Annotated in this window: 19 protein-coding genes; 7 read left to right on the forward strand and 12 right to left on the reverse strand. The window is 60.7% G+C overall.

Going from position 1 to position 23,675, the window contains the following annotated elements; translation table 11 throughout:
• Positions 1–5: 5 nt before the first annotated feature.
• The 5 genes from ACP7B9_RS04100 to ACP7B9_RS04120 form a co-directional block, all read right to left on the reverse strand.
• Entirely contained in the window at positions 6–1,343 is a 1,338-nt protein-coding gene (locus ACP7B9_RS04100; RefSeq protein WP_425861009.1) for an ABC transporter substrate-binding protein, read from the reverse strand.
• Between the two features lie 115 nt (positions 1,344–1,458).
• Positions 1,459–2,511, reverse strand: a complete 1,053-nt coding sequence (locus ACP7B9_RS04105) for a LacI family DNA-binding transcriptional regulator (protein WP_425861011.1) — start codon at positions 2,509–2,511, stop codon at positions 1,459–1,461.
• A 263-nt stretch (positions 2,512–2,774) separates the two neighbouring features.
• On the reverse strand, positions 2,775–3,548 hold the full coding sequence (gene mtnN, locus ACP7B9_RS04110; RefSeq protein WP_425861013.1) for a 5'-methylthioadenosine/S-adenosylhomocysteine nucleosidase: 774 nt from the start codon (positions 3,546–3,548) through the stop codon (positions 2,775–2,777).
• Positions 3,545–3,997 (reverse strand): S-ribosylhomocysteine lyase, encoded by a 453-nt coding sequence (locus tag ACP7B9_RS04115; RefSeq protein ID WP_425861014.1) that lies wholly within the window; start codon positions 3,995–3,997, stop codon positions 3,545–3,547. Before ACP7B9_RS04115 ends, mtnN begins: the two co-directional genes overlap by 4 nt.
• A gap of 119 nt (positions 3,998–4,116) precedes the next feature.
• Positions 4,117–5,964 (reverse strand): glycerophosphodiester phosphodiesterase family protein, encoded by a 1,848-nt coding sequence (locus ACP7B9_RS04120; RefSeq protein ID WP_425861016.1) that lies wholly within the window; start codon positions 5,962–5,964, stop codon positions 4,117–4,119.
• 256 nt (positions 5,965–6,220) lie between these two features.
• On the opposite strand from ACP7B9_RS04120, the gene ACP7B9_RS04125 reads away from it, so the two are divergent.
• From ACP7B9_RS04125 to ACP7B9_RS04135, 3 genes are all read left to right on the forward strand, one after another.
• Complete coding sequence (locus ACP7B9_RS04125) at positions 6,221–7,810, forward strand: Na+/H+ antiporter (protein WP_425861018.1); 1,590 nt, start codon at positions 6,221–6,223, stop codon at positions 7,808–7,810.
• 81 nt (positions 7,811–7,891) lie between these two features.
• Positions 7,892–8,041, forward strand: coding sequence for a hypothetical protein (locus ACP7B9_RS04130; protein ID WP_425861019.1), 150 nt, complete (start codon positions 7,892–7,894; stop codon positions 8,039–8,041).
• A 133-nt stretch (positions 8,042–8,174) separates the two neighbouring features.
• Positions 8,175–8,531 carry an MFS transporter gene (locus ACP7B9_RS04135; RefSeq protein WP_425861021.1) on the forward strand — a complete coding sequence of 119 codons (357 nt, stop codon included), beginning with the start codon at positions 8,175–8,177 and terminating at the stop codon, positions 8,529–8,531.
• 46 nt (positions 8,532–8,577) lie between these two features.
• Here ACP7B9_RS04135 and ACP7B9_RS04140 read toward each other — a convergent pair whose 3' ends face one another.
• Complete coding sequence (locus ACP7B9_RS04140; protein ID WP_425861022.1) at positions 8,578–10,251, reverse strand: PucR family transcriptional regulator; 1,674 nt, start codon at positions 10,249–10,251, stop codon at positions 8,578–8,580.
• Positions 10,252–10,406: 155 nt separating this feature from the next.
• Here ACP7B9_RS04140 and ACP7B9_RS04145 point away from each other — a divergent pair, with 155 nt between their 5' ends.
• Together ACP7B9_RS04145 and ACP7B9_RS04150 are read left to right on the forward strand one after the other, a co-directional pair.
• Positions 10,407–11,894 carry a CoA-acylating methylmalonate-semialdehyde dehydrogenase gene (locus ACP7B9_RS04145; protein ID WP_425861024.1) on the forward strand — a complete coding sequence of 496 codons (1,488 nt, stop codon included), beginning with the start codon at positions 10,407–10,409 and terminating at the stop codon, positions 11,892–11,894.
• Between the two features lie 35 nt (positions 11,895–11,929).
• On the forward strand, positions 11,930–13,321 hold the full coding sequence (locus ACP7B9_RS04150; RefSeq protein ID WP_425861026.1) for an aspartate aminotransferase family protein: 1,392 nt from the start codon (positions 11,930–11,932) through the stop codon (positions 13,319–13,321).
• Positions 13,322–13,403: 82 nt separating this feature from the next.
• Here ACP7B9_RS04150 and ACP7B9_RS04155 read toward each other — a convergent pair whose 3' ends face one another.
• A complete protein-coding gene (locus tag ACP7B9_RS04155; protein WP_425861028.1) occupies positions 13,404–14,564 on the reverse strand; it encodes a 3-isopropylmalate dehydrogenase in 1,161 nt (386 codons plus the stop codon).
• 128 nt (positions 14,565–14,692) lie between these two features.
• On the opposite strand from ACP7B9_RS04155, the gene ACP7B9_RS04160 reads away from it, so the two are divergent.
• Together ACP7B9_RS04160 and ACP7B9_RS04165 are read left to right on the forward strand one after the other, a co-directional pair.
• Entirely contained in the window at positions 14,693–16,186 is a 1,494-nt protein-coding gene (locus ACP7B9_RS04160) for an aldehyde dehydrogenase family protein (RefSeq protein WP_425861030.1), read from the forward strand.
• A 93-nt stretch (positions 16,187–16,279) separates the two neighbouring features.
• Positions 16,280–17,008: an SDR family NAD(P)-dependent oxidoreductase gene (locus ACP7B9_RS04165; RefSeq protein ID WP_425861764.1), complete on the forward strand. Its 729-nt coding sequence runs from the start codon at positions 16,280–16,282 to the stop codon at positions 17,006–17,008.
• Here ACP7B9_RS04165 and ACP7B9_RS04170 read toward each other — a convergent pair.
• From ACP7B9_RS04170 to ACP7B9_RS04190, 5 genes are all read right to left on the reverse strand, one after another.
• A complete protein-coding gene (locus ACP7B9_RS04170; RefSeq protein WP_425861032.1) occupies positions 16,992–18,410 on the reverse strand; it encodes an amidase in 1,419 nt (472 codons plus the stop codon). The genes ACP7B9_RS04165 and ACP7B9_RS04170 overlap by 17 nt on opposite strands.
• Positions 18,411–18,433: 23 nt before the next feature.
• Positions 18,434–20,227: an ABC transporter ATP-binding protein gene (locus ACP7B9_RS04175; protein ID WP_425861034.1), complete on the reverse strand. Its 1,794-nt coding sequence runs from the start codon at positions 20,225–20,227 to the stop codon at positions 18,434–18,436.
• Positions 20,224–21,084 (reverse strand): ABC transporter permease, encoded by an 861-nt coding sequence (locus ACP7B9_RS04180; RefSeq protein ID WP_425861036.1) that lies wholly within the window; start codon positions 21,082–21,084, stop codon positions 20,224–20,226. Before ACP7B9_RS04180 ends, ACP7B9_RS04175 begins: the two co-directional genes overlap by 4 nt.
• Before the next feature lie 10 nt (positions 21,085–21,094).
• Positions 21,095–22,042: an ABC transporter permease gene (locus ACP7B9_RS04185; RefSeq protein WP_425861037.1), complete on the reverse strand. Its 948-nt coding sequence runs from the start codon at positions 22,040–22,042 to the stop codon at positions 21,095–21,097.
• An 81-nt stretch (positions 22,043–22,123) separates the two neighbouring features.
• Positions 22,124–23,641 carry an ABC transporter substrate-binding protein gene (locus ACP7B9_RS04190; RefSeq protein ID WP_425861039.1) on the reverse strand — a complete coding sequence of 506 codons (1,518 nt, stop codon included), beginning with the start codon at positions 23,639–23,641 and terminating at the stop codon, positions 22,124–22,126.
• Between the last annotated feature and the right edge of the window lie 34 nt (positions 23,642–23,675).

The raw sequence follows: 23,675 nt of genomic DNA on the forward strand, positions 1-23,675 counted from the left end.
TGACCTTAGTTTCGAGTCTGGCCGCGGAAGTCCCGGGCAGCGGCGGTGAGGGCCTGGGAGGGAGTGAGGTCACCGTTGTAGGCACGCAACAGGTATCCGCTGAGAACTGTATTGAGGATCATTTGATTGCCGCTTTGGTAGATTTCGGGAACGTCATCGATGATGTCGCTGTAGACCTCGAAGACGCGTTGGCCGCCGAAGTACTCGTTTTCAAGGGAGAGCAACTCAGGATCGTCGAACACCGAGCGCAAGGTAGGCAAGTAGCCGAGTTGCTTATAGCGCTGAACTTGTTGAGCCTTGGAAAGATAGGCGCCCTTGATAAGTTCGACGGCGGCAGCTGAGTTGGCCTTCCCTCGGACCGCCGCGAATCCCGTACCGCCACCAACGGATGTCCGGCTTCCTCCACCGCTAAATGGAGGCAGGGCCCGGATCCGCCACTTTCCCGTCTGCTCCGGCACATTTGGCACAATCCCGTAGGCGGCGTACCAGGATGGCATGGCCACGCCCAAGAGGTTGTTGGATTTCAACGCGGCCTGCATGCCGGCACCGTAGTAATCAGAGACCGTCGTGTAGACGCCGGACTGCACCGATTTGGACAAGAAGCTCAGGACTTCTTCGGCCTCCGGAGTCTCGATGGTCAGGTCACCGTTCTTGTCGAACAGGTTCCCTCCTCGCTGAACGAGGGGGATCTGGAAGCCTTGGACCACTTGTGGCAGATCAGTTCCAGTGGCCAGGGCCCCGAAGGAAACTCCGTGCTTCTTGTTCGCCTGACCGCCGGCCTGGGCCAGGTCTTCCCATGAGGCGAGGTCTGTGGGAATGCCGAGTTCGCGGAATCGGTCCTCACGGTGATAGTAGACAGCCAGTGGAGTGTCGGAGTCTAGGGCAAATAGCTTGCCATTTTTAGAGAAGGGTGCCGTTCGGGCCTGGATCAGGTCGTCTCCAAATTCGGCGGCAACTTCGGAAAGGTCCACGAGCAACTCGTCGGCCAGGTCTCCGTTGAGCAGCCGGGCAAACTGCCCTATTTCCAGTCCGGCAACATCAGGTGTGCCGCGCCCCGCAACGGCTTGGGCAATCAATTTTGTGACGATGTCACTGGAACCGATCTTGGTGAAAGCCAAGGTAGTGGAAAATTTGCTGCCCGCATTGACTGCCAGCAGCGAGGATTCGAAGAATTTGATGTAGCCGTCATCGTGGGTCCACATGGACAGGTCGACGGCGCCAGCGCTCACCGCCGTGGGGGTGGAAGATCCGCATCCGGTGACAAATGCTGCAAGAAGTGAAGAACCTCCCGCAATAGTCCCGATACGGAGCAGCTCGCGACGGCTTAAATAGCTCTTTTTCATGCGTCTTCACCCGTTTTGGGCATGTTTTTGGGCATGGTTGACTCCAGTGTCAGTAATGGTGCTGAGAGGGAACGGCTCCTAGGGGAGTCGTTTAGTGGGAACGGCGGAGATCCGTTTAGATGGAACGGATGTGGTGCCGTTCAGGTGATCGCCGGGCGGTTGACTCGCGGATGATGAGCTGCGCGGGGACGGATCTGTGCAAAGTAGTTGGTGGATGGCCTTCGATCGTGCGGATCAGACGGTGCACGGCCAGGCGTGTTACTTCGTCAAAGTCTTGACGAATAGTGGTCAGTGGTGTGTGTAGAAATGCGGATTCGGGGCTGTCATCAAATCCAACAATGCTCACATCCTCCGGAACGTTCAGCCCTGCCAGCTGAAAGGCCCGCATAGCTCCGACGGCCATGGTGTCATTGGCCGCAAAGATGGCCGTGACGTCAGGCCGGTTCAACATTGACTGCGCTGCGGCATAGCCTGATGCCGGGGACCAGTCGCCGTAGATGATGGCCGGTTCGGCTGCGCCTGCGTCACTCAACGCCTCTTGCCAGCCTTGAATTCGGCGCCGGGTTGCGGCCCAATTCTCATCGCCAGCAATGTGCCACACGGTTTCATGCCCCAGTGCCAGTAGATGCTCTGTTGCACTGCGTGCCGCTGCACTCTCATCAAGGCCGACCACCAGTTCGTGGTCACGCGTTATGGACGAGGGCTGGTCAAAACTGAGGACGGGCAACCCCATAGGGACGTCCATGATCGGATGACCAACGTCGATTGGCTCTGACAAGATAATTCCGTCCACTCCTTGTGTCACCAGTTGGTCGATGGCCGACTGGATCTGGGCAGGGGTTCCATCGCCGGTGCGGACCACGCTGAGAAAGTATCCCGCAGACTTTGCAGCAGCTTCAACACCGCTTAGTATCGCCGTCGGACCAAAGAGAGTGGTTCCGATGGTTACCATGCCAATTCGCTTGAAGCGTTGTGTCACGAGGGCACGGGCTGCCGCATTGGGGCGGAATCCGAGCTCATCGATGGATTGCTGAACCTTAGCCTTTACATCTGGCGATACATGAGCCTCTCCGTTGACAACCCGTGAGACAGTCTTCTGAGACACACCGGAGTGCCGCGCAATATCCATCATTGACACGCGTGCCCCAGGTTTGGGTGATTGTGTCACTGCTGCGCCGATGTGCTGCAAGATGTGCCTCCAGTGGTGTTGACTACGTAGTCAATCTATCTGATACGAATTCAATCACACCATTGACTACGTAGTCAATGGTAATTTGTCGATGACTTTTCTGAGTGGGTCCGACGTCGTTGAACTTCGGTAGGGGAAAGGAGCGACGCCTGTGCTTGAGGAATACTCGCGGCCAAGGAATTAAGAGAAAGGGAGCCGGTCAGCACTTGCTGACCGGCTCCCTTCACACCCAGAGGTGCAGATCAGGCAGCAACGGTTCGGGGTGACCCGGCTGCAACCCATGAAGCGATGACTGCGGTGACAATTTCGGCCGAACGTTCAGCCGCGTCGTCCACATGAACCAGGAAGTCGGCATCGGACGCGGGTCCACAGAGGTCGGAGATGCCGCGGATGGAGAGGAACGGAGCCCCGTAGACGTGACAGGTCTGGGCGATCGCGGAGGACTCCATATCAGTAGCGAGGACTTGATCAAAGAGTTCCTTGACCACCACCGAACGATCCTGGTCCACAAAGGAATCACTGGAGAGCAGCAATCCTTGGTGCAGGGTCTCACCAGTGCGATGCTCAGGCACCACGACGGAGCTAAGATCCAACAGGACCTGCGGGACAGGGTAGGACACCGGCATGCCGGGGACCTGTCCAAGCACATAACCGAAGGCGCGTGCGTCGGCATTGGCGTTGATGTTGTCAGTTCCCACCACAACGTCGCCGACCCTGACGGAATCACCCAAGCCACCGGCGGTGCCAGCGCTGATCACCAAAGGGCGGAGTGCTTCCGGGGAGTCCGGATTTGCCCGAAGGAGCGCTGACGTGGCCGCGCCGGCGGCGTTGACCAGGCCGATCCCGCCTTGCACCAGTAACGTCTGTACGCCGTTGATAACCACGTTGCGGTGGATGGAATTACCGACGCGAATCGGATCACTGACGTCCGTGGAGCGCTGAAGAAACGGTGCAATTTCTTCTTCCATGGCTGCGATGACAATGACTTCAATCGTGTTCATTTCAATGGCGCTCAAGCGGAAACCTGTTCCCACTCGTCACGCTTTGCCAAGAAGTCCCGTGCAGCATCCTGAGCGGCACTGAGCGAGTGGTTTTCGCCCCACCCACACTGAATTTCATTGGCGGCAGGAACCTCGGTGGCCTTCAAAATGTCCGTCAGTGTGGCCTCGATGAGGTCCAGTACGGAGGGGATATTGGGCTCGCCCTGGAGGATGAGGTAGTACCCCGTCTGGCAACCCATGGGGGAGAAATCGATGACCGAATCTGAATGGTTCCGTGAGCATTCAGCGAACAAGTGCTCCAGCGAATGGATCGCCTTCATCTCGAGATGAGCCACGTTCGGCTGGGTGAAACGTACGTCATATTTAGTGATGACATCGCCGAGGGGAAGCTCTTTGCGATCGGCGATCCGCACATACGGTGCTGCGACCGAGCGGTGATCGAGGTTGAACGACTCTACATTCATGCGTGAAGGATTCATGATTTTGCTTTCATGCTGGGGTGTCAAAGCGGGACTTGCTCGCGGCCAATTCATGCCACATTCATAGTAGCGGCATTGCTGCCAGCGGCCGCGGGCCAAACGGATCAGAGCTGGCGGGACCGTGATTCAAGCAGCAGTTGGTTCCGGACATCGCCGTCCACATAGTCGGAACCGGGCGATAGCTCGTCACGGTTGCCTTGAGCAAGATCGGGGTGGTCGGTAACGAGACCGTCGACGCCGGCCCTCAGGAGCGCGCGCATGCTGAGCTCGCCGTTAACCGTCCATGAGTACACATCCTTACCCTGCCCATGAGCGGCCTCGATCATCTCCGAAGTCAGCGAGGCCTGCTCAATGACGTAGAAATCGCAGGGCGTGGTTGGCAGTGAACCGTAGAGCAGGCCGATGGTCAGTCCCACCCGGAGTTCGGGCCGCATGGTCTTGATTCTCTCGACGGCGGCCGGGTTCAGTGAATGGAAGATGTTGCCTTCAAAACCATTGACCGCGTCTAGTTCTGCGAGGAAGTCTTCAACGTAGCCCGGTTTCTCATGGCCGGTAACCTTGAGCTCGATCAGCAGGGGCATGCCAATGTCATGCGCCATTTGAACGTAGGCCGCCATGGTGGGAATCGTTCCGCTATGGCCCTTCATCGTCACCGTTGTTGCCGCGACTTCCGCCGCGGTCATTTCGTAGATGTTCTGGTTCTTTCCTGCCAGTACCAGCAGGTTCGTGTCATGACTGGCGACAAATACGCCGTCGGACGTTTGCTGGAAGTCAGCCTCGACCATGTCCGTCTTCATCGCGGCGGCAGCCACCAGCCCACCGAGGGTATTCTCCACCCCACCGGAGTCATATCCACGGTGCCCGATGACGAGGGCTTGCCCGTTGCCGCTCGATGTGGGGGCTGGCTCGGTCACCTGGATAGTTGCCATGGCTGGCTGGATCACAGCGGCTCCGGTGCCGCAGATGAGGGCGATGACGACGGCCGATCGAAGCGCGGTCCGAGCATCCGTGCCGCGACTCAGCGGCGCGCGAACGTTGAACTTAGTAACTGTTGAAACGAATGGCATCTTGTAGAAAATGCGAGCTTCACCGGCGAACAAGTTGGCAAAACCTTGTGCCGTAGCAAGAGACAACGAGGCGAACGCGAATGTCGCTGCGGTGACTGCAACACTCGTGTGATCGAATCTGGAGTTCAAGGCATCGACACCCCGACCGAGCAGCCAAGCACCGCCGCGAGAGACCAGGAGTGCCCCCAGCGCGGCAACTGCGAGAGTCAGTGCCAGCCTGATGCCGCCTTGCCGAATGGCGCGCACGCTATCGATAAAGCTGCGTCCCAGGGTTTGATTCCGCACCAGTGCGAAGGGCATGGTGAGGATCGATACGTAGATGATCACAATGACAACTGCGGCGGCCGCTATTAACAGCAGCGCCGAAAGCGGCGTCTTCATGTATTCGCGGCCAATAAACGGCGGGATGCCGAGATTTCCTGTCACGGGAGCAAAGAGCGTGTAACCAACTAGAGGGGCAAGAAGCGCCAGTTCTGCAGCGACGATGGGGGCTCCGGGCCGGTACGCCTTCTTGGCCAAATGGAGGAGGCGCCCGGCAACCGCGGTAATTGAGGGCGGTTGCCGAGTGAACTGAAGATCGGCAATGATCAGCATTGTGGCAAAGGAAAGGAGGGTCGCGGCGGAGATAATAATGAAGGTACCCGCCAGGATTCCAAGGGACGCCGGGGACGTCAATAGCGTGCTCATCGTGCGGTCAGTGAGTGTAGCCAACCCGGCCTGATGGACGGCCGCCAGCAGGAGCCGGGAAATGAGTGGGCTGACCCAAAGATCCAGTACGGCATACATGCTGCCGGTGAGAAGCCAGTAGCGCAGTGGCAGGATGTATAACTGCCTGATGGAGCGCCCCAGCAGTGCTGTCAAGGGCGATAAAACACGTTTCGACATCCTTCCAGTATCGCCACACGGGGCCAGAACGCGCATTTTTCAGGGATGATCTTCGTCTCTCCACCGCTGGCGTCGCTTCAGTGGGCCGGTGTGTGGCTAGCCGCCCACCGGCCCGTGAAGGCCGGGATTACTCGGCTTCAGTGACGACATGGGGCGGGCGTGGTTTCATATAGGTATCCGCAGTGTCATCTGGGAACCAGATGGTGCACAATCGTCGCGCGGGCAATGGCGCCCCTTGTAGTTGAAGGGTGAGAGCATGCTCGGACTTGAGATCGTCGTCATCCTAGGGGTGACCATCATGGTGTGCAGCGGGCTATCCCGCCGCCTCCACATCGCACCGCCACTGCTTTTATTGATCAGTGGGGTGCTGCTGGGCTTCGTTCCAGTTCTACGAGGGGTCTCGCTTCCCCCAGAAGTGGTGCTCTTCCTGTTCCTACCTGCACTGTTGTTTTGGGAAAGCTTGACGACGTCGCTGCGAGAGATCCGCGCAAACTTTCGTGGCATCCTGCTAAACAGCACACTCTTGGTGGTGGTGACCGCGGGCGTACTGGCTGTGATCGCTCACCTATTTGGCGTGCCATGGGGCCCGGCTTGGGTTCTCGGCGCGGCACTGGCGCCCACCGACGCGACGGCCGTGGGTGCCCTGACACGAAACCTACCGCGTCGGCATGTAACGCTCTTGCGTGCCGAGAGCCTCGTCAACGATGGAACGGCCCTGGTCATTTACGGCATCGCCGTCACCTACACCCTCGGAACCGAAGCAATCGCGCCGCTGCACATCATCTGGCTTGTTGTCCTCGCCTATGGGGGCGGCATCTTGATCGGCGCGGTCATGGCCTGGCTCGTCATCCGCCTGCGTGCCCGGCTTGATCATGCCCTGCAGGAAACCGTGTTGACGATCTTGACGCCCTTTGCCGCCTACCTGTTGGCCGAGTCCATTGAAGCATCGGGCGTACTTGCCGTTGTTACGGCCGGGCTGATCATGAGCCAAGCCTCACCGCGCCGGGGGCGGGCTGCAACCCGCCGGCAGTCACAGGGCTTCTGGAGCTTGTCGACATTTCTGCTCAACGCCTCCCTGTTCGTTCTTGTTGGGCTCGAACTGCAGGTAGCCACGAGAGCCCTCGACGCCGGACTCATCCTTCGCGGGTTGGGCCTGGTTGGCATCATCTCGATTGCGCTGATTGTGGTCCGCATTGCCTTCTTGTTTGCGGTCACGCACGCGATCCGCTTGCTGGACCGCCGTCCGGCCCAGCGCCTGCGTCGGATTGGTTCTCGGGCGAGAATCGTGAGCGGTGTAGCCGGTTTCCGTGGTGCCGTTTCTTTGGCGGCCGCACTTGGCGTCCCGCTTCTCTTGGACTCGGGTGAACCTTTCCCCGATCGTGACTTGATCGTGTTCGTCGCCGCAGGTGTGATCGTGGTGACCAGTGTTGTGCAGGGGATGTTGCTGCCGATCGTGGTGCGGTGGGCGTCCCTGCCGCACGATGTTGGCATTGAGGAAGAGCGGCTACTCGCGTTGACGGCCGCCACTCAGGAGGCTCTTGAAGCCCTCGACGGCGTTTCTGCTCGGCTGGGTATCGATGCCCCGGTGACCGAGCGACTCCGAGAAGAGTACTTGGCGCATCTTTATCTTCTCCGTGCCGGCGGAAGCGCTTCGGAGGATGTCGACGACGAGGTGCGTCGCGACCGGCAATACACGGCACTACGTTTGGAGATCCTAGAAGGCAAACGCGCCACCGTTGTGCGCTTGCGCAATGAAGAGCACATCGACGACACCGTGCTGCGCCAGATCCAAGCCAAACTCGATTCAGAGGAACTACGTCTTGTGCCTGAGCATCTCACTGATTGATCGGTGCACGATGATAGTCATCAAATAACTTGATCAAGTTGGTTGCAGAGTTTCCTCATGGCCGTTCCAGAGGGGGCGACCATGTCAGAATTGGCTCTTGCCATCCACATCAGTCTTCAGGGTAATTCGCTGGCAGACCGTGAGCTGTTGGCGCTGAACTTCGTTGAACGGACCCCGGATGAACACGAGCGACGAAAGGTGTGGATCCACCTCACGGAGACCGGACGGTAAAAAACTTGCCGCCGAACAGATGACCGGCAATATGTGGTTGGACAAAGCCGTAGGCGAACAACTCACACATCGTGAGCGAGAAATCCTGGAGACCGCCGTCCCAGTCCTGGCGTAACTCGGATGCAGAATACCCATGAGTATCTCATCGGTTCGCCTGGTGCCGTCGATCGCGGTGGAAATGAACGTTCCCGTGAGCACAGCCCAGTGGATGCTCACCATCAACCTGCTGGCGGGAGCCATGGCCACGCCGGTCATGGGAAGGATCAGCGACGGGCCACATAGGAAGCAGCTCCTTCTGGTTGCATTGTCACTGATCCTGATCGGCTCCATCATCGCCGCCGTGGCGCCCAACTTCACCATTTTGCTGATCGGACGTGCCTTCCAAGGATTGAGATATGGAATAGTACCGTTCACGATTTCACTGGCGCGACGCCACGTCCCAGCAACCACGGTGCAGGCTACTGGCCAGGGCGTTTCCCTCAATTCATAAAGTGGACATGACGGAGCCCACGCAAGGGCCAGACGGCACACATGCCTCAGCCGGATTCGCCACGTAGGCGGTGCAGGAGCAGTGCCACATGCAGGGAGGTGCGGGATTCGGCGTCGTCCAGTTCGGCGTCGAGCAGCTCTTCCAAGCGCGCCAACCGGGCGTACAGCGTTGGCCGGCTGAGATAACCGCTGCGGGCCAAGGCCGCCTTGTTGCCGCCCGATTCGAGGTAACGACCCAAGAGGTCAAGGAGCCCGGTGTGCCCCTGTGCCTCCGCCTCGAGGATGCCGGCAAGTTCGGATTCGGCGAATTGTTGAACGCGAGGATCGTCGCGCAGGAGGGCGAGCAGGCCCCTGAGCCGGACATCCGTGCTCCGGTAGAACAGCCGGGAAGAATCGCGGAGCGTAGCGGCCGTTTCGGCAACGTGAGCGGCTTCATCGATGCCGCCGGCCGCCTCCAAAAGGGTTCCCCGCAGACGCCCGACGCCGATGGTCCACAGCGTTGACCCCTCACCGGCGTGGCTGGCCAAGGACTGCGCCAGCCGTTCCAAGGTGGCGTCCTCAAGTTGACTGGCCGGAAGGGCAAGGATCATGCCCACCGAGCCGGCCTCAATGCTGGCCTTCAGGGCACTGCCTGACATGGATTTCATGACGAGGGTCAAGCGTTCGAGCAGCTCTCGTTCTGCTTGCTGGGCGGCCAGCGGGTCGCGCTGGGAGTTGCCCTTCGTGGATTGGGCCGTTCCGTTCTGTCCAGAACGATTCAGTGCAGCTCCCGCCTGGGCAGCACGGAAAGCAACGGGTACATAGTACGGCGAGCGCCTTAGCCCCAGAGACGCTGCGCGGGCCACGGCCTCGGCTTCGCTGAGCCCTCGGGGATTGCGCAGAATGTTGAACAGGCCAGCCTGAGCTTGTTGGGAGAGTTCGCGCTGGTCGCGTTCTGCCAATCGATTGATGGCCAGGGTTTGGGCGGCGCGCTCCAGCACCATCACGGCTACCTCGTCGTCCTGCGGTGGCATTGGCACCACCAAACGCCCCCACAGTTGGTTGCGCACGCCTACCGGAACCTGCAGCCATTGTTCTGCACCGGCACGTCCCGTTCCGGCAAGGGCGGGTGTGGTTCGTGAACGTCTCTCCCAGTCATGGAGCAGCTCGGACGCGTCGACGTTCCGGGCCGCAAAGGCCAGGGCCAGGTGGTGGAGGTCTTCAAGAACTACGGGTGCGCCAATCATGGCGGCTGCCTGTTCCACGACCTGTTGCGTGCCGGCGCTTTCAAGGCTGAGCTGCGTGAAGGCTTCGTGGATGTCCCGGGCACGCTCAACCTTTTCCAACTGCTCGGCGACGATCATGCGGTGCACGGTCTCCGTAATTGCCACGAAACGCACCCGGTGCTCGAGGACGATCACCGGGAAACGGGAGTCAGCAGCGGCGGACCGCAGGGCCTCAAGGCTGCGTGCACGGTTACCTACGAGTTCAACAATGAGTCCGGCAACACCTGCTTGGGCCAGCGAATCCAGGTACGCCGTGGCAAGATCGGGATCCTTTTCTAGCTCCAGGCCGGTGGTCAACACCAATTCGCCACCCGAAAGGAGGCCTGCCATGTCCAGCAGTTCGCTCACATGCACCCAGCGCACAGTGGAGTCCAAGGCGGCTGCACCACCCAGGACGGACGGGACGGCGTCTCGGAGCATGGTGAGCTCGAGAATGGAGCGAATCGTGGGCAGCATTTACACAGTGTAAGTCAACGGTTGAATGTTTTTACAGCTTGCTAATTATGTCGAGCTAACGGGGAAGGAAGACTTGGCATGACGGCACTAAGCATTCAAGGCACCAGCTATGGCCGGCAGCAACCATCCCGGCACCAACCATTCAAGGAGAAGCATTGAAGACGATCGCGCACTGGATCAATGGCGGCTATGCACCGGCGGGGGAGCGCACGGCGCAGGTCACCAATCCGGCGACAGGGAAGGTCACCGCCGAGGTGGCCCTGGCCAGCGTCGAAGATGGTCTCGCCGCGGTGGCCGCGGCAAAGGCTGCGTACCCTGCATGGCGGGACACCTCACTGACCCGCCGCACCCAGATCCTGTTCTCCTTCCGCGAGTTGCTCAACGCCCGCAAGGGCGAGCTGGCCGCCATCATCACAGCCGAACATGGCAAGGTCTTTGACGATGCCTTGGGAGAAGTCAGCCGCGGATTGGAAGTGGTCGAGTTTGCCTGCGGCATACCGCACCTGATCAAGGGCAGCTACACGGAGAACGCGTCCACACAGGTCGATATTCATTCGGTGCGCCAAGCGCTTGGCCCGGTAGCCATCATCAGCCCCTTCAATTTTCCGGCCATGGTTCCCATGTGGTTCTTCCCGCTGGCAATTGCGGCAGGCAATACCGTGATCCTCAAGCCCAGCGAGAAAGTTCCGACGGCGGCCGGCTGGATGGCGGAGTTGTGGAAGGAAGCCGGGTTGCCGGACGGCGTGTTCAACGTCCTCCAGGGCGACAAGGTTGCCGTGGACACCCTGCTGACCCACCCGGACATCAAGGCCGTCTCATTTGTTGGGTCAACGCCGATCGCCAAGTATGTGTACGAAACAGCCACGGCCAATGGCAAGCGTGTCCAGGCTCTTGGCGGCGCGAAAAACCACATGATCGTCCTGCCGGATGCTGACCTGGACCTTGCCGCCGATGCCGCCATCAATGCCGGATTCGGTTCGGCTGGTGAACGGTGCATGGCCATCTCGGCCCTCCTGGCTGTGGGCGGCATCGCTGATGAGCTCGTCGCCAAGATTGCCCAACGCGCCACCTCCCTCCGTACTGGCGACGGGATGCGTGGCTGTGACATGGGCCCGCTTGTCACCTCTGCCCACCGGGACAAGGTTGCCGGTTATGTCGATGCCGGTGAAGAAGCCGGAGCCACTTTGGTGGTGGACGGGCGGACGGTCACCCCGGATGCGGAAGGAGACGGCTACTTTGTTGGCCCCACCCTGTTCGACGACGTCACCACTGACATGTCCATCTACCAGGATGAAATCTTTGGCCCGGTCTTGTCGGTCCTTCGGGTTGAGGGCTTCGATGAGGCACTCGCGGTGATCAACGCAAACCCCTACGGCAACGGCACGGCGGTTTTCACGAACGACGGCGGGGCGGCCCGCCGCTTCCAGAACGAGGTTGAGGTCGGCATGGTTGGCATCAACGTCCCGGTACCCGTACCCATGGCCTATTACTCCTTTGGCGGCTGGAAGAATTCCCTGTTCGGGGACACACATGCACATGGCAGCGAAGGTGTCAGCTTCTTTACCCGCGGCAAGGCGGTCACCACGCGTTGGGCAGACCCAAGCCACGGCGGCATTAACCTTGGCTTCCCCCAAAACGCGTGACCCCAACCCCTTTCGTTCAACCATCGGAGACGGACATGACTTTTACCGTGGCGAATCACGGCACACCCACCGAAGTGCTCCAGGCTCCCGCAGTGGATACGGCTGCCGCACGGAGAGCTTATGAGCTGGATCGCAAACATGTATTCCATTCCTGGGCGGCCCAGGATCTGCTGGATCCCATGGTCATTGCGGCCGCTCAGGGATCGTGGGTCTGGGACGGGGACGGGAAGAAGTACCTCGACTTTTCCTCGCAGCTGGTCAACACCAATATCGGCCACCAACACCCGGTCGTAGTGGCGGCGATCGCCGCACAGGCCGTCAAGCTGTGCACCATCGCCCCCAGCTATGTTAACGAGGCCCGCTCCGAGGCCGCCCGGCTTATCGCCGAGCGGACCCCGGGGGAGTTGAATAAGATCTTCTTCACCAACGGTGGCGCCGACGCCAACGAACACGCCGTGCGCATGGCGAGATTGCATACCGGACGGCCCAAGGTCCTCTCGGCCTACCGCTCCTATCATGGCGGCACTCAATTGGCGGTGAATATGACCGGTGACCCAAGGCGGTGGGCCAACGATTCCGCCAGCACCGGTACGGTGCATTTCTTCCCGCCCTACCTGTACCGGACCAGCTTTCATGCAACAACGGAAGCAGAAGAGAGCCAGCGCGCCCTGGAGCACCTTGAACAACTGATCGGCTTCGAAGGACCCACAACGATCGCGGCCCTGGTCCTGGAATCCATTCCAGGATCGGCGGGGATCTACGTCCCTCCGGCCGGCTATATGCAAGGGGTACGGGAGCTGTGCACCAAATATGGCATCATGTTCATCGCCGACGAGGTCATGACAGGATTCGGCCGCACAGGCAAGTGGTTCGCGGTGGAGCATTTCAACGTTGTCCCGGATCTCATGACCTTCGCCAAGGGCGTCAACTCCGGCTACGTACCCCTGGGCGGAGTCGCGATCAGCCCGGAAATCGCCGCCACCTTTGGCAAACGCGTCTACCCTGGGGGCCTGACCTACTCAGGGCACCCGCTAGCCACCGCAGCGGCAGTTGCCACTATCAACGCTATGGAAACCGAAGGCATGGTGGACCACGCCGCCATGCTGGGCACCGACGTCATCGGCCCGGCACTGGCCGGCTTTGCCGAGCGTCACGTCTCTGTTGGTGAAGTGCGTGGAAAGGGCGTCTTCTGGGCCATCGAACTCGTCAAGGACCGGGCCACTCGGGAACCGTTAGCACCCTACGGCTCCTCCAGTCCCGAGATGAACCAACTCATCGCGGCCTGCAAGGAACGAGGATTGCTGCCGTTCGCCAACTTCAACCGCATTCACGTGGTCCCGCCATGCAACACCAGCAGGGAGTATGCCGCTGCGGGCTTGGCAATCCTCGACGAGGTGCTGGACATCGCTGACGGGCTCGTAGCCTAACCCTCGCCACGAAAGTTTGCCCTGGGTATCACCAACGCATTTGGTGATACCCAGGGCATCTTCGTTAACTGTTGTGTGATTCTTAGGACAGTGCTGCGGCCTTGATGCCATCCATGACGGACATTCCAGCCAGTAGCGGTTCCCGTCCGGCAGCAATGTCGTTGAGGGCATAAGCTACGCGCTGCCCAATCTCCTGCGTATTTCCACCCATGTCCGGACCGCTCAACCCCTTCATGGTTCCCAAGACGGCAACTGTGGCGGACTCAATCGCGAGGGCGGCTTGATCTTCGCCAAGGTGGGCTAGGCACATGGCCAGTGACAGTACGGCGCCGGCGGGGTTGGCATAGCCTTTACCGGCAATATCCGGTGCAGATCCATGGATGGCCTCGAACATGCTGGGGGCACTGTGATCAAGATTGAGGTTGGCGCTCGAGGCGACACCCAGGCCGCCCTGAATCACCGCACCAAGGTCTGTGATGATGTCGCCAAAGAGATTGTCAGTGACAACAACATCAAAGCGTTCCGGGGCGATCGGCAGGTGGAAGCACATGGCGTCCACATGAACATAGTTAGTTTCAACGTCAGGGTATTTTGCGGCCAGGTCATTCACCGTGTCCTGCCACAGCTTGCCGGCCTCGACGAGAATGTTCGTCTTGTGGCAAAGCGTTAGCTTCTTGCGGCGGGAGGAGGCCAGCCTGAAGGCGTAGTCAACAACCCGTTCAACGCCGGCACGCGTGTTGACTGATTCTTGGACGGCCACAGCGTTGGGTGTGCCGGCATGGACGGTTGAGCCCCTGCCAACGTAGGCGCCCTCGGTGTTCTCCCGGACGATCACTAGGTCGCAGCGATCGGGCGTCAGCTCGGCGATCGGTGTTTTGACGCCGGGGTATAGGCGAACTGGGCGGAGGTTGACGGCCTGCTCAAAGACCTGGCGCATGGTCAGGATGAAACCGCGCTCCAATATTCCGGGGGCCACGGACGGATCGCCCATGGAGCCGAACAAGATGGCGTCATTGTCTCGCAGCCTTTCCTCGATGGCTGGGCTGAAGAGCTCTCCGGTGGCCACATAGTGCTTAGCGCCGGCGGCAATGTGCTCACGTTTGGTGGTGAATCCGAAGGCCGTCTCGGCCGCGTCCAGCACGGTGAGGGCGGATTGGATGACCTCCGGACCAATCCCATCCCCTGGCACGACAGCCAGGCGATAGTGCCGCTGCTTGTGCGCCAAATTCGTTTTGCCTGTCATATCCATTGCCTCCGGCATATTTCGCTAGTAGTCTGCTTATATTACTGGTAAGACCACTCAATGGCTAGGGTGTTACTCGTCCTGCACCAACCCCCTCGGCACCACAGCGGCGCTGGAAAGGAACTGCGATGACCATCGCCCAACCGTCCCTTGAACTTCTCGGTCAAAGCCTGCCCATCGGCGAATCTGGCGTTCGGGCCACGGCGCAAGCGGACATTCGCTTTCCTTTCGACGGTTCCATCATTGGCAAGGCTCCCGTGGGTGACGCAGCCAGTGCATCCCTGGCCATGGCCGAGGCCGCTGCCGTCCTTCCCGCCATGGCGGCGGCAGGCACGGGCAAACGACGTGCGCTCCTGATGGACATTCAAGACAAGTTGTCCGCACGGTCCGAGGAATTTGCGCGCCTCCTAGTCCTGGAAACGGGTAAGCCCATCCTCGATTGCGCTGTGGAGATGGCACGCACGCTCACTACCTGGACGGCCGCAGCCGAGGAAGTGTCCCGGACAACGGGAGAGACCGTTCCGCTGGACCTACAGCCACTGGGCGAAGGCATGCTGGGCTATTACACCCGCCGGCCAGCCGGCGTCGTGGTGGGAATTGCCGGCTTTAACTATCCGGTCCTGCTCGCCACGCACAAGATTGCCCCGGCGCTGGCCGCCGGCTGCCCCATCGTCATCAAGCCCTCACCCGATACACCGCTTGCGACGCTGCTCCTCGTGGAGCTGATCCGTGACGTGCTGGCCGCCCATGATCTTCCCCGCGCCGCCGTGCAAATGGTCAATGGTGGGGTGGACGTGGGCGAGGCCCTCGTCGGTGACTCCCGGGCCGCCGTCGTGTCCTTCACCGGCTCCGCGGCCGTGGGACATCAGATCGCCCGTGCGGCCGCACCCCGAAAAACAGTCCTGGAACTAGGCTCCAACACGGGCCTGATCGTTGATAACGACGCCGACGTGGACGCCGCGGTCGACGCCGTCATCCGCGGTGGCTTCTATGCCAACGGGCAGGCGTGCATCTCCGTCCAGCGTGTGGTCCTGCTGACCGGGATCGCAGAGGAATTCACGAACAAGCTGGCCAGCAGAATTCCGGAAGTTGTGGTGGGCGATCCCCGCAACCCGGCCACGCGCGTTGCCCCCGTCATCAACTCAGCATCGGCTGTGCGGATCACGTCCTGGGTGGCAGAGGCGCTCACTCAAGGGGCCTGGATCGTCGCCACGAATTCACCGGTAGACGGCGTCAGTGATGACTCAGGCACTGACTCGGAATCGCTGATTTACCCGACGGTGCTTGCCAATGTCCCGCACTCCTCACCGCTCTGGTGCCAGGAAATCTTCGGTCCCGTTGTGGCTCTAGAGACGGTGGACAGCATGGAGGCGGCCATCGAGTTGGTCAATGACTCCCGGTATGGACTGCAGGCCTCTGTGTTCACCCGATCCCTGAAATCTGCTTTTGCTGCCATCAACGGCCTGGACGTGGGCGGCGTGGTGGTCAACGAGATTCCCGGCTTCCGCTCCGACATCATGCCCTATGGGGGAGTGAAGGACTCGGGCGTTGGCCGGGAGGGCCCGCGCTGGGCCATCGAAGAATTCACCACCACCCGCATGGCCATGATCCGCCCGGCCTGATCTCTCTATTTCTGATCCGCATCGACCCGAGGAATGAATGTGAACTCAACCACCGACTACACCCAACTGTTCCGTCTGGATGGACGCCTTGCCATGGTCATTGGGGCCGGTAGCGGCATCGGCCGCGAAGCGAGCCTTGCCCTGTCCGCTCAGGGAGCTACCGTCATTTGCGCCGACCGCAATGTTGCGGGTGCGCAGGAAACTGCCGCACTGGCTGGCGGCGGTGCCACTGCCATTGACCTGGATGTCACCGACGTGGATGCCGTCACCGCAACAGCCGCGGCCTACCCCGAGCTGGACGCCCTGGTTTTCACGGCGGCGACGAATGTCCGCAAGCGGATAGCCGACTACTCGATGGAGGAATTTGACCGCGTCGTCAATCTTAACCTCCGCGCGTCCTTTGCCCTGATCCGGGCCTTCGCTCCGCAGATGGCTGCCCGTGGCGGCGGCTCCATAACGGGCTTTTCCTCGATTCGCGCTTCGGTGGTTGAGCCCGGTCAGGGCGCCTATGCCGCCACGAAGGCCGGTCTGGTTCAGCTGATCCGCACGGCGGCCGCCGAGTTCGGTGAGCAGGGTGTGCGGGTCAACGCCATCGCGCCGGGCGTCGTCGAGACACCACTAACGGCCCAGATCAAGGCAAACCCGGAGTGGTACAACGCCTACGCAAACAAGAGTGCGTTGGGACGGTGGTCGCGCCCGGAAGAGTTGGCAGGCGCCGTGGTCTACTTGGCGTCGGATGCGGCAAGTTTTGTGACCGGCTCGGTCTTGACCGTCGACGGCGGCTGGACCGCCATCGACGGTCGGTTTACCCCGCCGGCTTAAGCGCCCCGTGCGAGGAGGCGTGGGCCCAATCCGGGACCGCGTCTCCTCGCACCGTTTCAAACCAAGCAGCAGCTGCCAATACCTTGTCGTCGGCACCCACGGGGCCTGCCAACTGTAGTCCGATCGTTCGCCCATCGGCCATGAAACCACAGTTGACGGTCGCCGCAGGCTGGCCCGACATGTTGTACGGCATGGTGAAGGAAATATGGGCCATCGGCAGATCGGGATCATCCACCGGCATGGGCTGCTCGGCCGCAAAAGCCGCCATGGGCGCCACAGGGGAGAGCACCAAGTCAAAGCCTGCCGTAGCCGCGATGGTGGCCTGCTGCACCTGGGCGAAGCGATGGTAATGCTCCATTGTGGCGACGCCGTCGTAATCCTTGCCACCTGAACACCAGCGGGCAATATAGGGCAGCACCTTCCCCTGCTGTTCCTCGTCGAGTGCACTGTAATCCGCCCAGGATCGCGTCCGCCAGAAGGCGTCGATCCCGGCAAGCTGGGCCGGGGTCATGAACGGAGAAAGTTCGACGACGTGGGCGCCTGCCGCGGCAAAGAGATCCGCCGCGCGTTGCACGGCTTCGGCGATCTGGGGATCGAGGTCGGCACCGGACCCGGCGTCCAGCTGCAATGCGACTCGCAGGCCGGCAGGGTTGGCCGGGCCGGAAAACCACTTCATCGCCGGGTAGGGGCGGGTGGAGTAGTCGCGAATGTCGGGCCGCGCTATGAGGCTCATGAGGGTGGAAGCGTCCGCCGCCGTGCGGGCCAGGGGACCTGCGGCCCGGCCAAGATAGGGCACGTTGAGCGGGACCAGCCCGGCGCTGGGTTTTAGGGTGGCCAGCCCTGACCAGGACCCTGGCAATCGGATGGAGCCGCCAATATCGGTGCCAACATGCAAGGGACCGTACCCGGCGGCGGCAGCGGCGCCAGCCCCGGCGCTCGATCCACCGGTTGTCAACGACGGGTCCAGCGCATTGCGGCTGATCCCATGCAGGGACGATACGCCCGAGGACAACATTCCCCAGTCAGGCATGGTGGTGGAACCCAGAATGACGATTCCAGCCTCCAACAACCTGTCTGTGACAGGTGCGTTCTCCGTCGCGACAGGTGGATTGGGGATGGCGGTTCCTGACGGAGCTGGCACACCGATTCGGGCGATGTTCTCCTTGACGGTGGCCGGAACGCCGTCGAACGCGGATAGTTGGGTGCCGGCCGCCCACCGCTTGGCCGATGCCTCCGCATCGCGGCGAACCTGATCCGGCTCATGAACATAGAAGGCGTTAAGAACCGGTTCAAGGTCCGCTATGCGAGCCAGCACCGATTCGGCAACCTCCCGCGGATCCAGTCCGGAAGCATAGGCGGTGGAGAGTTCAAGTGCCGTGAGATCGCGTTCAGCCTGATTCATGACGGTCCTTTCGGTGGTGATTGCTAATCGTTCTGAAGCGCCAGGGACTCGCGGGCGAGCACCTCGGCGCGGAGATTCATTGAACTGGCCACGAGCTTTTGCGTGTACGGGTGCTGCGGATTTTGATAGACGCTTTCGGTGTCGCCGGCCTCCACGATCTCTCCCTTGCGCATGACGACAACCCGATCACACAGGTGCCGTACAACAGCCAGATCATGAGAGACGAACACGAGTGTCAGCTGGTATTGGTCCACCAGATCCGCCAGCAGGTTCAGCACCTGCGCCCGGACCGAGACGTCCAAGGCCGAAACGGGTTCGTCGGCCACCAGCACCCGGGGCCGGCAGATGAGTGCCCGGGCTATGGAGATGCGCTGGCGCTGGCCGCCGGAGAACTGGTGTGGATACCGCTCGAGGGTTTCCGGACCGAGTCCCACGGCCTCAAGCATTGAGACTGCCATGTCACGTCGTTGCGCGGCCGATTCCGAACGGCCCGGAACCAAGAGTGGTTCGGTGATGATGTCAAGCACCCGCATGCGTGGATTAAGCGAACCCATGGGGTCCTGGAAGACGATCTGTAGCTCCTGGCGCAATTGGACCAGGCTCCGCTCGGCAGCACCAGCCACCTCGTTGCCGGCGACCACTGCGGAACCAGAAGTAGGTCGGTCCAGGCCTGCAAGGATGCGCAGGAGGGTGGACTTTCCCGAACCGGATTCACCCACAACGCCAAGGCGTTCGCCCGGCCGCACAACGAAGCTCACATCCTTGAGTGCATGCACCTCTGCGGCCTTGGCAAAGAGAGACGTTCGATCGCGTCGGTAGGTGCGGGTCAGCTCCGTCACGGCGATGACCGGAGGCGCAACGTCCGCCTTCTGCTCGGGGCTGGGTTCGGCGTCGTCCTTCACTGCCCCAGCGGTAGCAGCTGGCGCAACGGCCGCAGCCTTGGCGCGAAGGAGGGCCTCCTCCGGGCTTGGCGGCACATACGCCGCCGCAGAGGCGACGGTGAACAGGCGCCCGTCATTGTCCTTTGCTTCCATGTCGCTGGCGGCGAGAAGGCCCCGCGTGTAGCTGTGCTGGGGTCGGGTGAAGATGTCTTCCGTGAGCCCTTCCTCAACCACGCGGCCATGGTTCATGACCAGGACCCTCGTGCACATGTTGGCAACAACAGCGAGGTCATGGGTGATGAACAGCAGGCCTGTGCCGCGTTCCTGAACTGATTCCAAAACCAAATCCAGGACCTGGCGTTGCACCGTGACATCCAGTGCTGTGGTGGGCTCGTCACACAACAGCAATGCAGGATCGTTGGCTAGAGCCATGGCCAGCATGACGCGTTGGCGCTGGCCGCCGGAAAGCTGGTGGGGGTAGGCATGGGCCGCCTCGGCGGGATCCGGCAGCTTCACGGCGGCCAGCATCTCGATGGCCTTCGCCTGCGCTTCCCGGCGGGATCCGGCCGTGTGGTGCACCGTCATGACCTCGGCAACCTGGGCACCCACGCGCATGAGTGGATTCAGCGCCGTGAGGGGTTCCTGGAAGACCATGGTCATGTCACGGCCGCGGATCTTGCGCATGGAGGCATCCGTGGCGCCGATGAAGTTGTGGCTGTGGCCGTCAAGATGCACGGCGCCACTCGATTGCAAACCCTCGGGCAGCAGGCCCATGAGAGCTGTTGTGGTCAAGGACTTGCCGGAACCGGATTCGCCAATCAAGCCGATGCGTTCACCGCGCGCCATGGCGAAGGAGACATCCCGGACAAGACTGAAGCCGGCGTAGTTTACGGACAGGTTTTCAACGCTCAGCAGCTTTGGTGCCGTGGTGCTCATGGGCGGTCTCCGTTCAGTTTGGGATCAAAACGATCCCGCAATCCATCACCCAACATGTTGAAACCCATCACAGCAATAGCGATGGCAAGACCAGGCCAGAAGGCAAGCAGGGGGAATGTGCCAAGGAATTGTTGGGACTCCTGGAGCATGCGTCCCCAGCTGGGGATTGGCGGCGGAGTGCCAAGCCCAAGGAAGGACAAGGCCGCCTCCGCCAAGACGGCCAGCGCAAATGTTACCGAGCACTGCACCACCACCATGCCAATGATGTTGGGTAAAACATGTCGGCGGGCAATGCGAAATGCGGGCTGGCTCGATGCCTTGGCGGCCTGGACGTATTCGGTACTCATGACCTGAAGCGTGCCGGAACGGGCCACCCGGGCGAAGCCGGGAACGGACCCAAGACCAATGGCGATCATGGCCGTTACCGTGCTGGCACCGAAGATGGCTGAGAACATGATGGCCAACAATAGAGCCGGAAAAGCAAGCAAGATGTCAGCGAACCGCATAGTCACTTCTTCGGTGGCACCGCGCTTCATACCAGCCAGGATTCCCAGCGGCGTGCCCAACAGCAGCGCGATGCCGACGGACACCATGCCAACGAGCAGCGTGATCCGGGCACCGTAGAGGATGCCGGAGAAGACGTCCCGGCCATATCTGTCCGTGCCCATCAGGTGCGTAAAACTTGGGCCTTGTAACCGGTCAAGCGGATAGGCCTGAACCGGGTCAAAGGGTGTCCAGAAATAGGAGAGCAAGGCGGAGAGAACCACCACGCCCACCAATACGGCGCCCACAAGCATGGATCCCCGCCACCGCCGGCGGCGCTTCACGGGGCTGATGGTCTTGATTTTCGTAGCCATGGCGATTCCCCTATGCCGATTTCCGAATGCGCGGATCTAGGACGGTATAGAACACATCGACCAGCAAATTGATGACCAAAGTAATCCCCACCAGCACCATCACCACGGACTGGACAGTGAGCAGGTCACGGTTGCCAACGGCATCCAACAGCATGGAGCCGAGCCCTGGGATCACGAAGACCCTTTCTATGACGACGGCGCCAATGATCAAGGCGGCCAGCTGGACCGAGGTGACGGTCAGGACTGGAATGGCGGCGTTCCGCAGTCCGTGCTTGAGCAGCGCGCCCAGCGGCGACAGCCCCTTGGCCCGCGCTGTCCGTAGGTAGTCCTCGCTCATGACCTCGAGTACCGCCGAGCGCACGTACCGGGTAAGAATGGCGGCCTGGACGGAGGCCAGAGCCAGCACGGGCAAGGCCACCCGGGAGAGGAACTGGCCAAAGTCCTGCCCCGGCGGGGTCCAGCCGTTAGCCGGGAACCAGCCCAAGTTCAGGGCAAACACCACCACGAGCAGAATTCCGGCAAGGAAGCCGGGAATGGCAATGGCAAGTTGGCTGATGGCACTAATGACTGCACCTGAGGCCTTGCGATGCTTGACAGCAGCCAACGTTCCCATCGGAATCGCAATGATCAAGGCCACCAGCATGGCCAAGATGACCAAGATCAGCGATACCTGGACGCGGTCCGCGACCAGGGGGCTGATGTTTTGGTGGGTGACATACGAAGTGCCGAACTGACCAAAGGGCAGTCCGCGGGCCCACTCCAGATACTGCACAATCTGCGGACGGTCCGTTCCGAACTCGGCGCGGGTTTGTGCGATGAGCTCCGGCGTTGCATCAACGCCAAGTGCAATCTGCGCTGGATCTCCCGGCACGGTGCGCATAACAAGGAACACCAGGACCGTGGCCACCACGAAGGTCGCCACAAACCTGAGCAGGTTGGTCAAAATACGCATCACCATGCCGGGTTTCCATTCCGTCGATCCAGTAATTCATCCCCAAGGGACAACCCCATACTCAGGGTATTGCTACTTCAACATCATCTATTTCCACCCCATGGAACTGATGTCCAGGCCCGTTGAGACAGCATTTGCTGGAATCCCGGTGACCGTGGACTTTGCCACCACAATGTTGGGGAACAGGAACAAGGTATCGGAACCGGCGTCGTCAACGATGCTCTTAACGACCTTCTTCATTCCGGAGACATAACCGGCCTCATCGGCAGTATCTGCCGCCGCGGCATCGTCCTTGATCTTCGAATTGTCGAAACCGATGTAGTAGTTCGGGTCGTTGAACATGGTCAATACATCCCGGGTTTCAACGGCAAGGATGACGGACATCTGGTAGTCATGCTTGGTAAATACCTGATCCAGCCATACGGCGGGGAACTCGGTGGATTCGATCTTTGCGTTGATGCCAACGTCCTTGAGCTGCGAGACGACGATTTCCGAAACCGCGGTTGCGTAAGGACGCGTGGGAACCGAGAACGTGATGTCAAGGTTCTCCACGCCGGCTTCCTTCAGCAGGACTCGGGCCTTGTCGGGGTTAAAGGGGTACGCGTCATTGAGGTCTTCGTAATAAGGATCCGACGGCGGGACGGGGCCGCCGATGAGTGTCCCCATGCCATTCCACGCTGTATCCATGACCGCCTTGCGGTCCACGGCGTACATCACGGCCTGGCGGACGCGCACGTCGTTGAACGGCGCAGCCTTGTTGTTCATCGACAAGATGATCTTGCCCGTGGATGTACCTTCTAGGACTTGGTAATCCTTGTTGTCCTTGAAGCTAGAGAGCAGCTCAGGTGCCTGCATGTTGTAGACCACGTCAACATCGCCCGACTGAAGGGCGTTGGTGGTGGCAGTGGCATCGGCAAAGTAGCGCAGAGTCGCGGTTTTCAGCGATGGCGCGGTGCCCCAGTAGTCAGTGCGTGCAGCCAATTCAAGGGAATCGCCCGGCTTCCATGCGCTGACGGTAAACGGACCCGTTCCTACTGGCGTGGTCGCGAGAGCGTCGACCCCCTTGGGATCGAACATGGCCCCGATGGGGGAGCCCATGTCATAGAGCCAGGCGTTGCTTGGCTGGTTGAGCTCAACCTTGACCTCGGTATCGCCCACTACCGTCACGGCCTTGACGACGTTCATCTTGTTTTTCAGGCTGGACTTCCACGCATCTGACTTGACGCGTTCAATGCTGAACTTGACGTCGTCGGCCGTGAACGTATCACCGGATGAGAAGGTGACGCCAGGGTGGAGCTTAAACGTATAAGTCTTGCGGTCCTCGCTCAGTTCCCAGGAATCGGCTAGCAATGGCTGCAATTTACCGTCCTGGTCAATCCGCACCAAGCCCTGATAGATGTTCGCCATGAGTGCCTGGGGGATGGCCGCACCTGCCGTGGTGGTGAAGTCGAGGTTTACCGGGGGACCGGTAAGGGCCACAGTCAGCGACGTCTTGGGCTCAGCGTCGTTGGTGCCTGTCGACGAGCCGGCGTTGCAAGCGGTGAGCGACAGCGTGGCTGCGACGAGCAGCACCATCGACCGGCTGATTTTATTTGAGCGAAGCATGTGTACCCCATCGGTTGGAATCTGGTGTTCGATC

Origin of the sequence: Arthrobacter sp. TWP1-1, assembly GCF_049897845.1 — a bacterium.
Lineage (GTDB): Bacteria > Actinomycetota > Actinomycetes > Actinomycetales > Micrococcaceae > Specibacter.

What these genes read in the sequence shown, in the direction of transcription:
- ACP7B9_RS04140 (WP_425861022.1), bottom strand. Translation starts at nt 10,251, where the DNA reads ATGCTGCCCACGATTCGCTCCATTCTCGAGCTCACCATGCTCCGAGAC.
- ACP7B9_RS04175 (WP_425861034.1), bottom strand. Translation starts at nt 20,227, where the DNA reads ATGAGCACCACGGCACCAAAGCTGCTGAGCGTTGAAAACCTGTCCGTA.
- ACP7B9_RS04115 (WP_425861014.1), bottom strand. Translation starts at nt 3,997, where the DNA reads ATGAATGTAGAGTCGTTCAACCTCGATCACCGCTCGGTCGCAGCACCG.
- ACP7B9_RS04155 (WP_425861028.1), bottom strand. Translation starts at nt 14,564, where the DNA reads ATGACAGGCAAAACGAATTTGGCGCACAAGCAGCGGCACTATCGCCTG.
- ACP7B9_RS04150 (WP_425861026.1), top strand. Translation starts at nt 11,930, where the DNA reads ATGACTTTTACCGTGGCGAATCACGGCACACCCACCGAAGTGCTCCAG.
- ACP7B9_RS04135 (WP_425861021.1), top strand. Translation starts at nt 8,175, where the DNA reads ATGAGTATCTCATCGGTTCGCCTGGTGCCGTCGATCGCGGTGGAAATG.
- ACP7B9_RS04170 (WP_425861032.1), bottom strand. Translation starts at nt 18,410, where the DNA reads ATGAATCAGGCTGAACGCGATCTCACGGCACTTGAACTCTCCACCGCC.
- ACP7B9_RS04160 (WP_425861030.1), top strand. Translation starts at nt 14,693, where the DNA reads ATGACCATCGCCCAACCGTCCCTTGAACTTCTCGGTCAAAGCCTGCCC.
- ACP7B9_RS04185 (WP_425861037.1), bottom strand. Translation starts at nt 22,042, where the DNA reads ATGGTGATGCGTATTTTGACCAACCTGCTCAGGTTTGTGGCGACCTTC.
- ACP7B9_RS04125 (WP_425861018.1), top strand. Translation starts at nt 6,221, where the DNA reads ATGCTCGGACTTGAGATCGTCGTCATCCTAGGGGTGACCATCATGGTG.
- ACP7B9_RS04130 (WP_425861019.1), top strand. Translation starts at nt 7,892, where the DNA reads ATGTCAGAATTGGCTCTTGCCATCCACATCAGTCTTCAGGGTAATTCG.
- ACP7B9_RS04165 (WP_425861764.1), top strand. Translation starts at nt 16,280, where the DNA reads ATGGTCATTGGGGCCGGTAGCGGCATCGGCCGCGAAGCGAGCCTTGCC.
- ACP7B9_RS04180 (WP_425861036.1), bottom strand. Translation starts at nt 21,084, where the DNA reads ATGGCTACGAAAATCAAGACCATCAGCCCCGTGAAGCGCCGCCGGCGG.
- ACP7B9_RS04190 (WP_425861039.1), bottom strand. Translation starts at nt 23,641, where the DNA reads ATGCTTCGCTCAAATAAAATCAGCCGGTCGATGGTGCTGCTCGTCGCA.
- ACP7B9_RS04120 (WP_425861016.1), bottom strand. Translation starts at nt 5,964, where the DNA reads ATGTCGAAACGTGTTTTATCGCCCTTGACAGCACTGCTGGGGCGCTCC.
- ACP7B9_RS04100 (WP_425861009.1), bottom strand. Translation starts at nt 1,343, where the DNA reads ATGAAAAAGAGCTATTTAAGCCGTCGCGAGCTGCTCCGTATCGGGACT.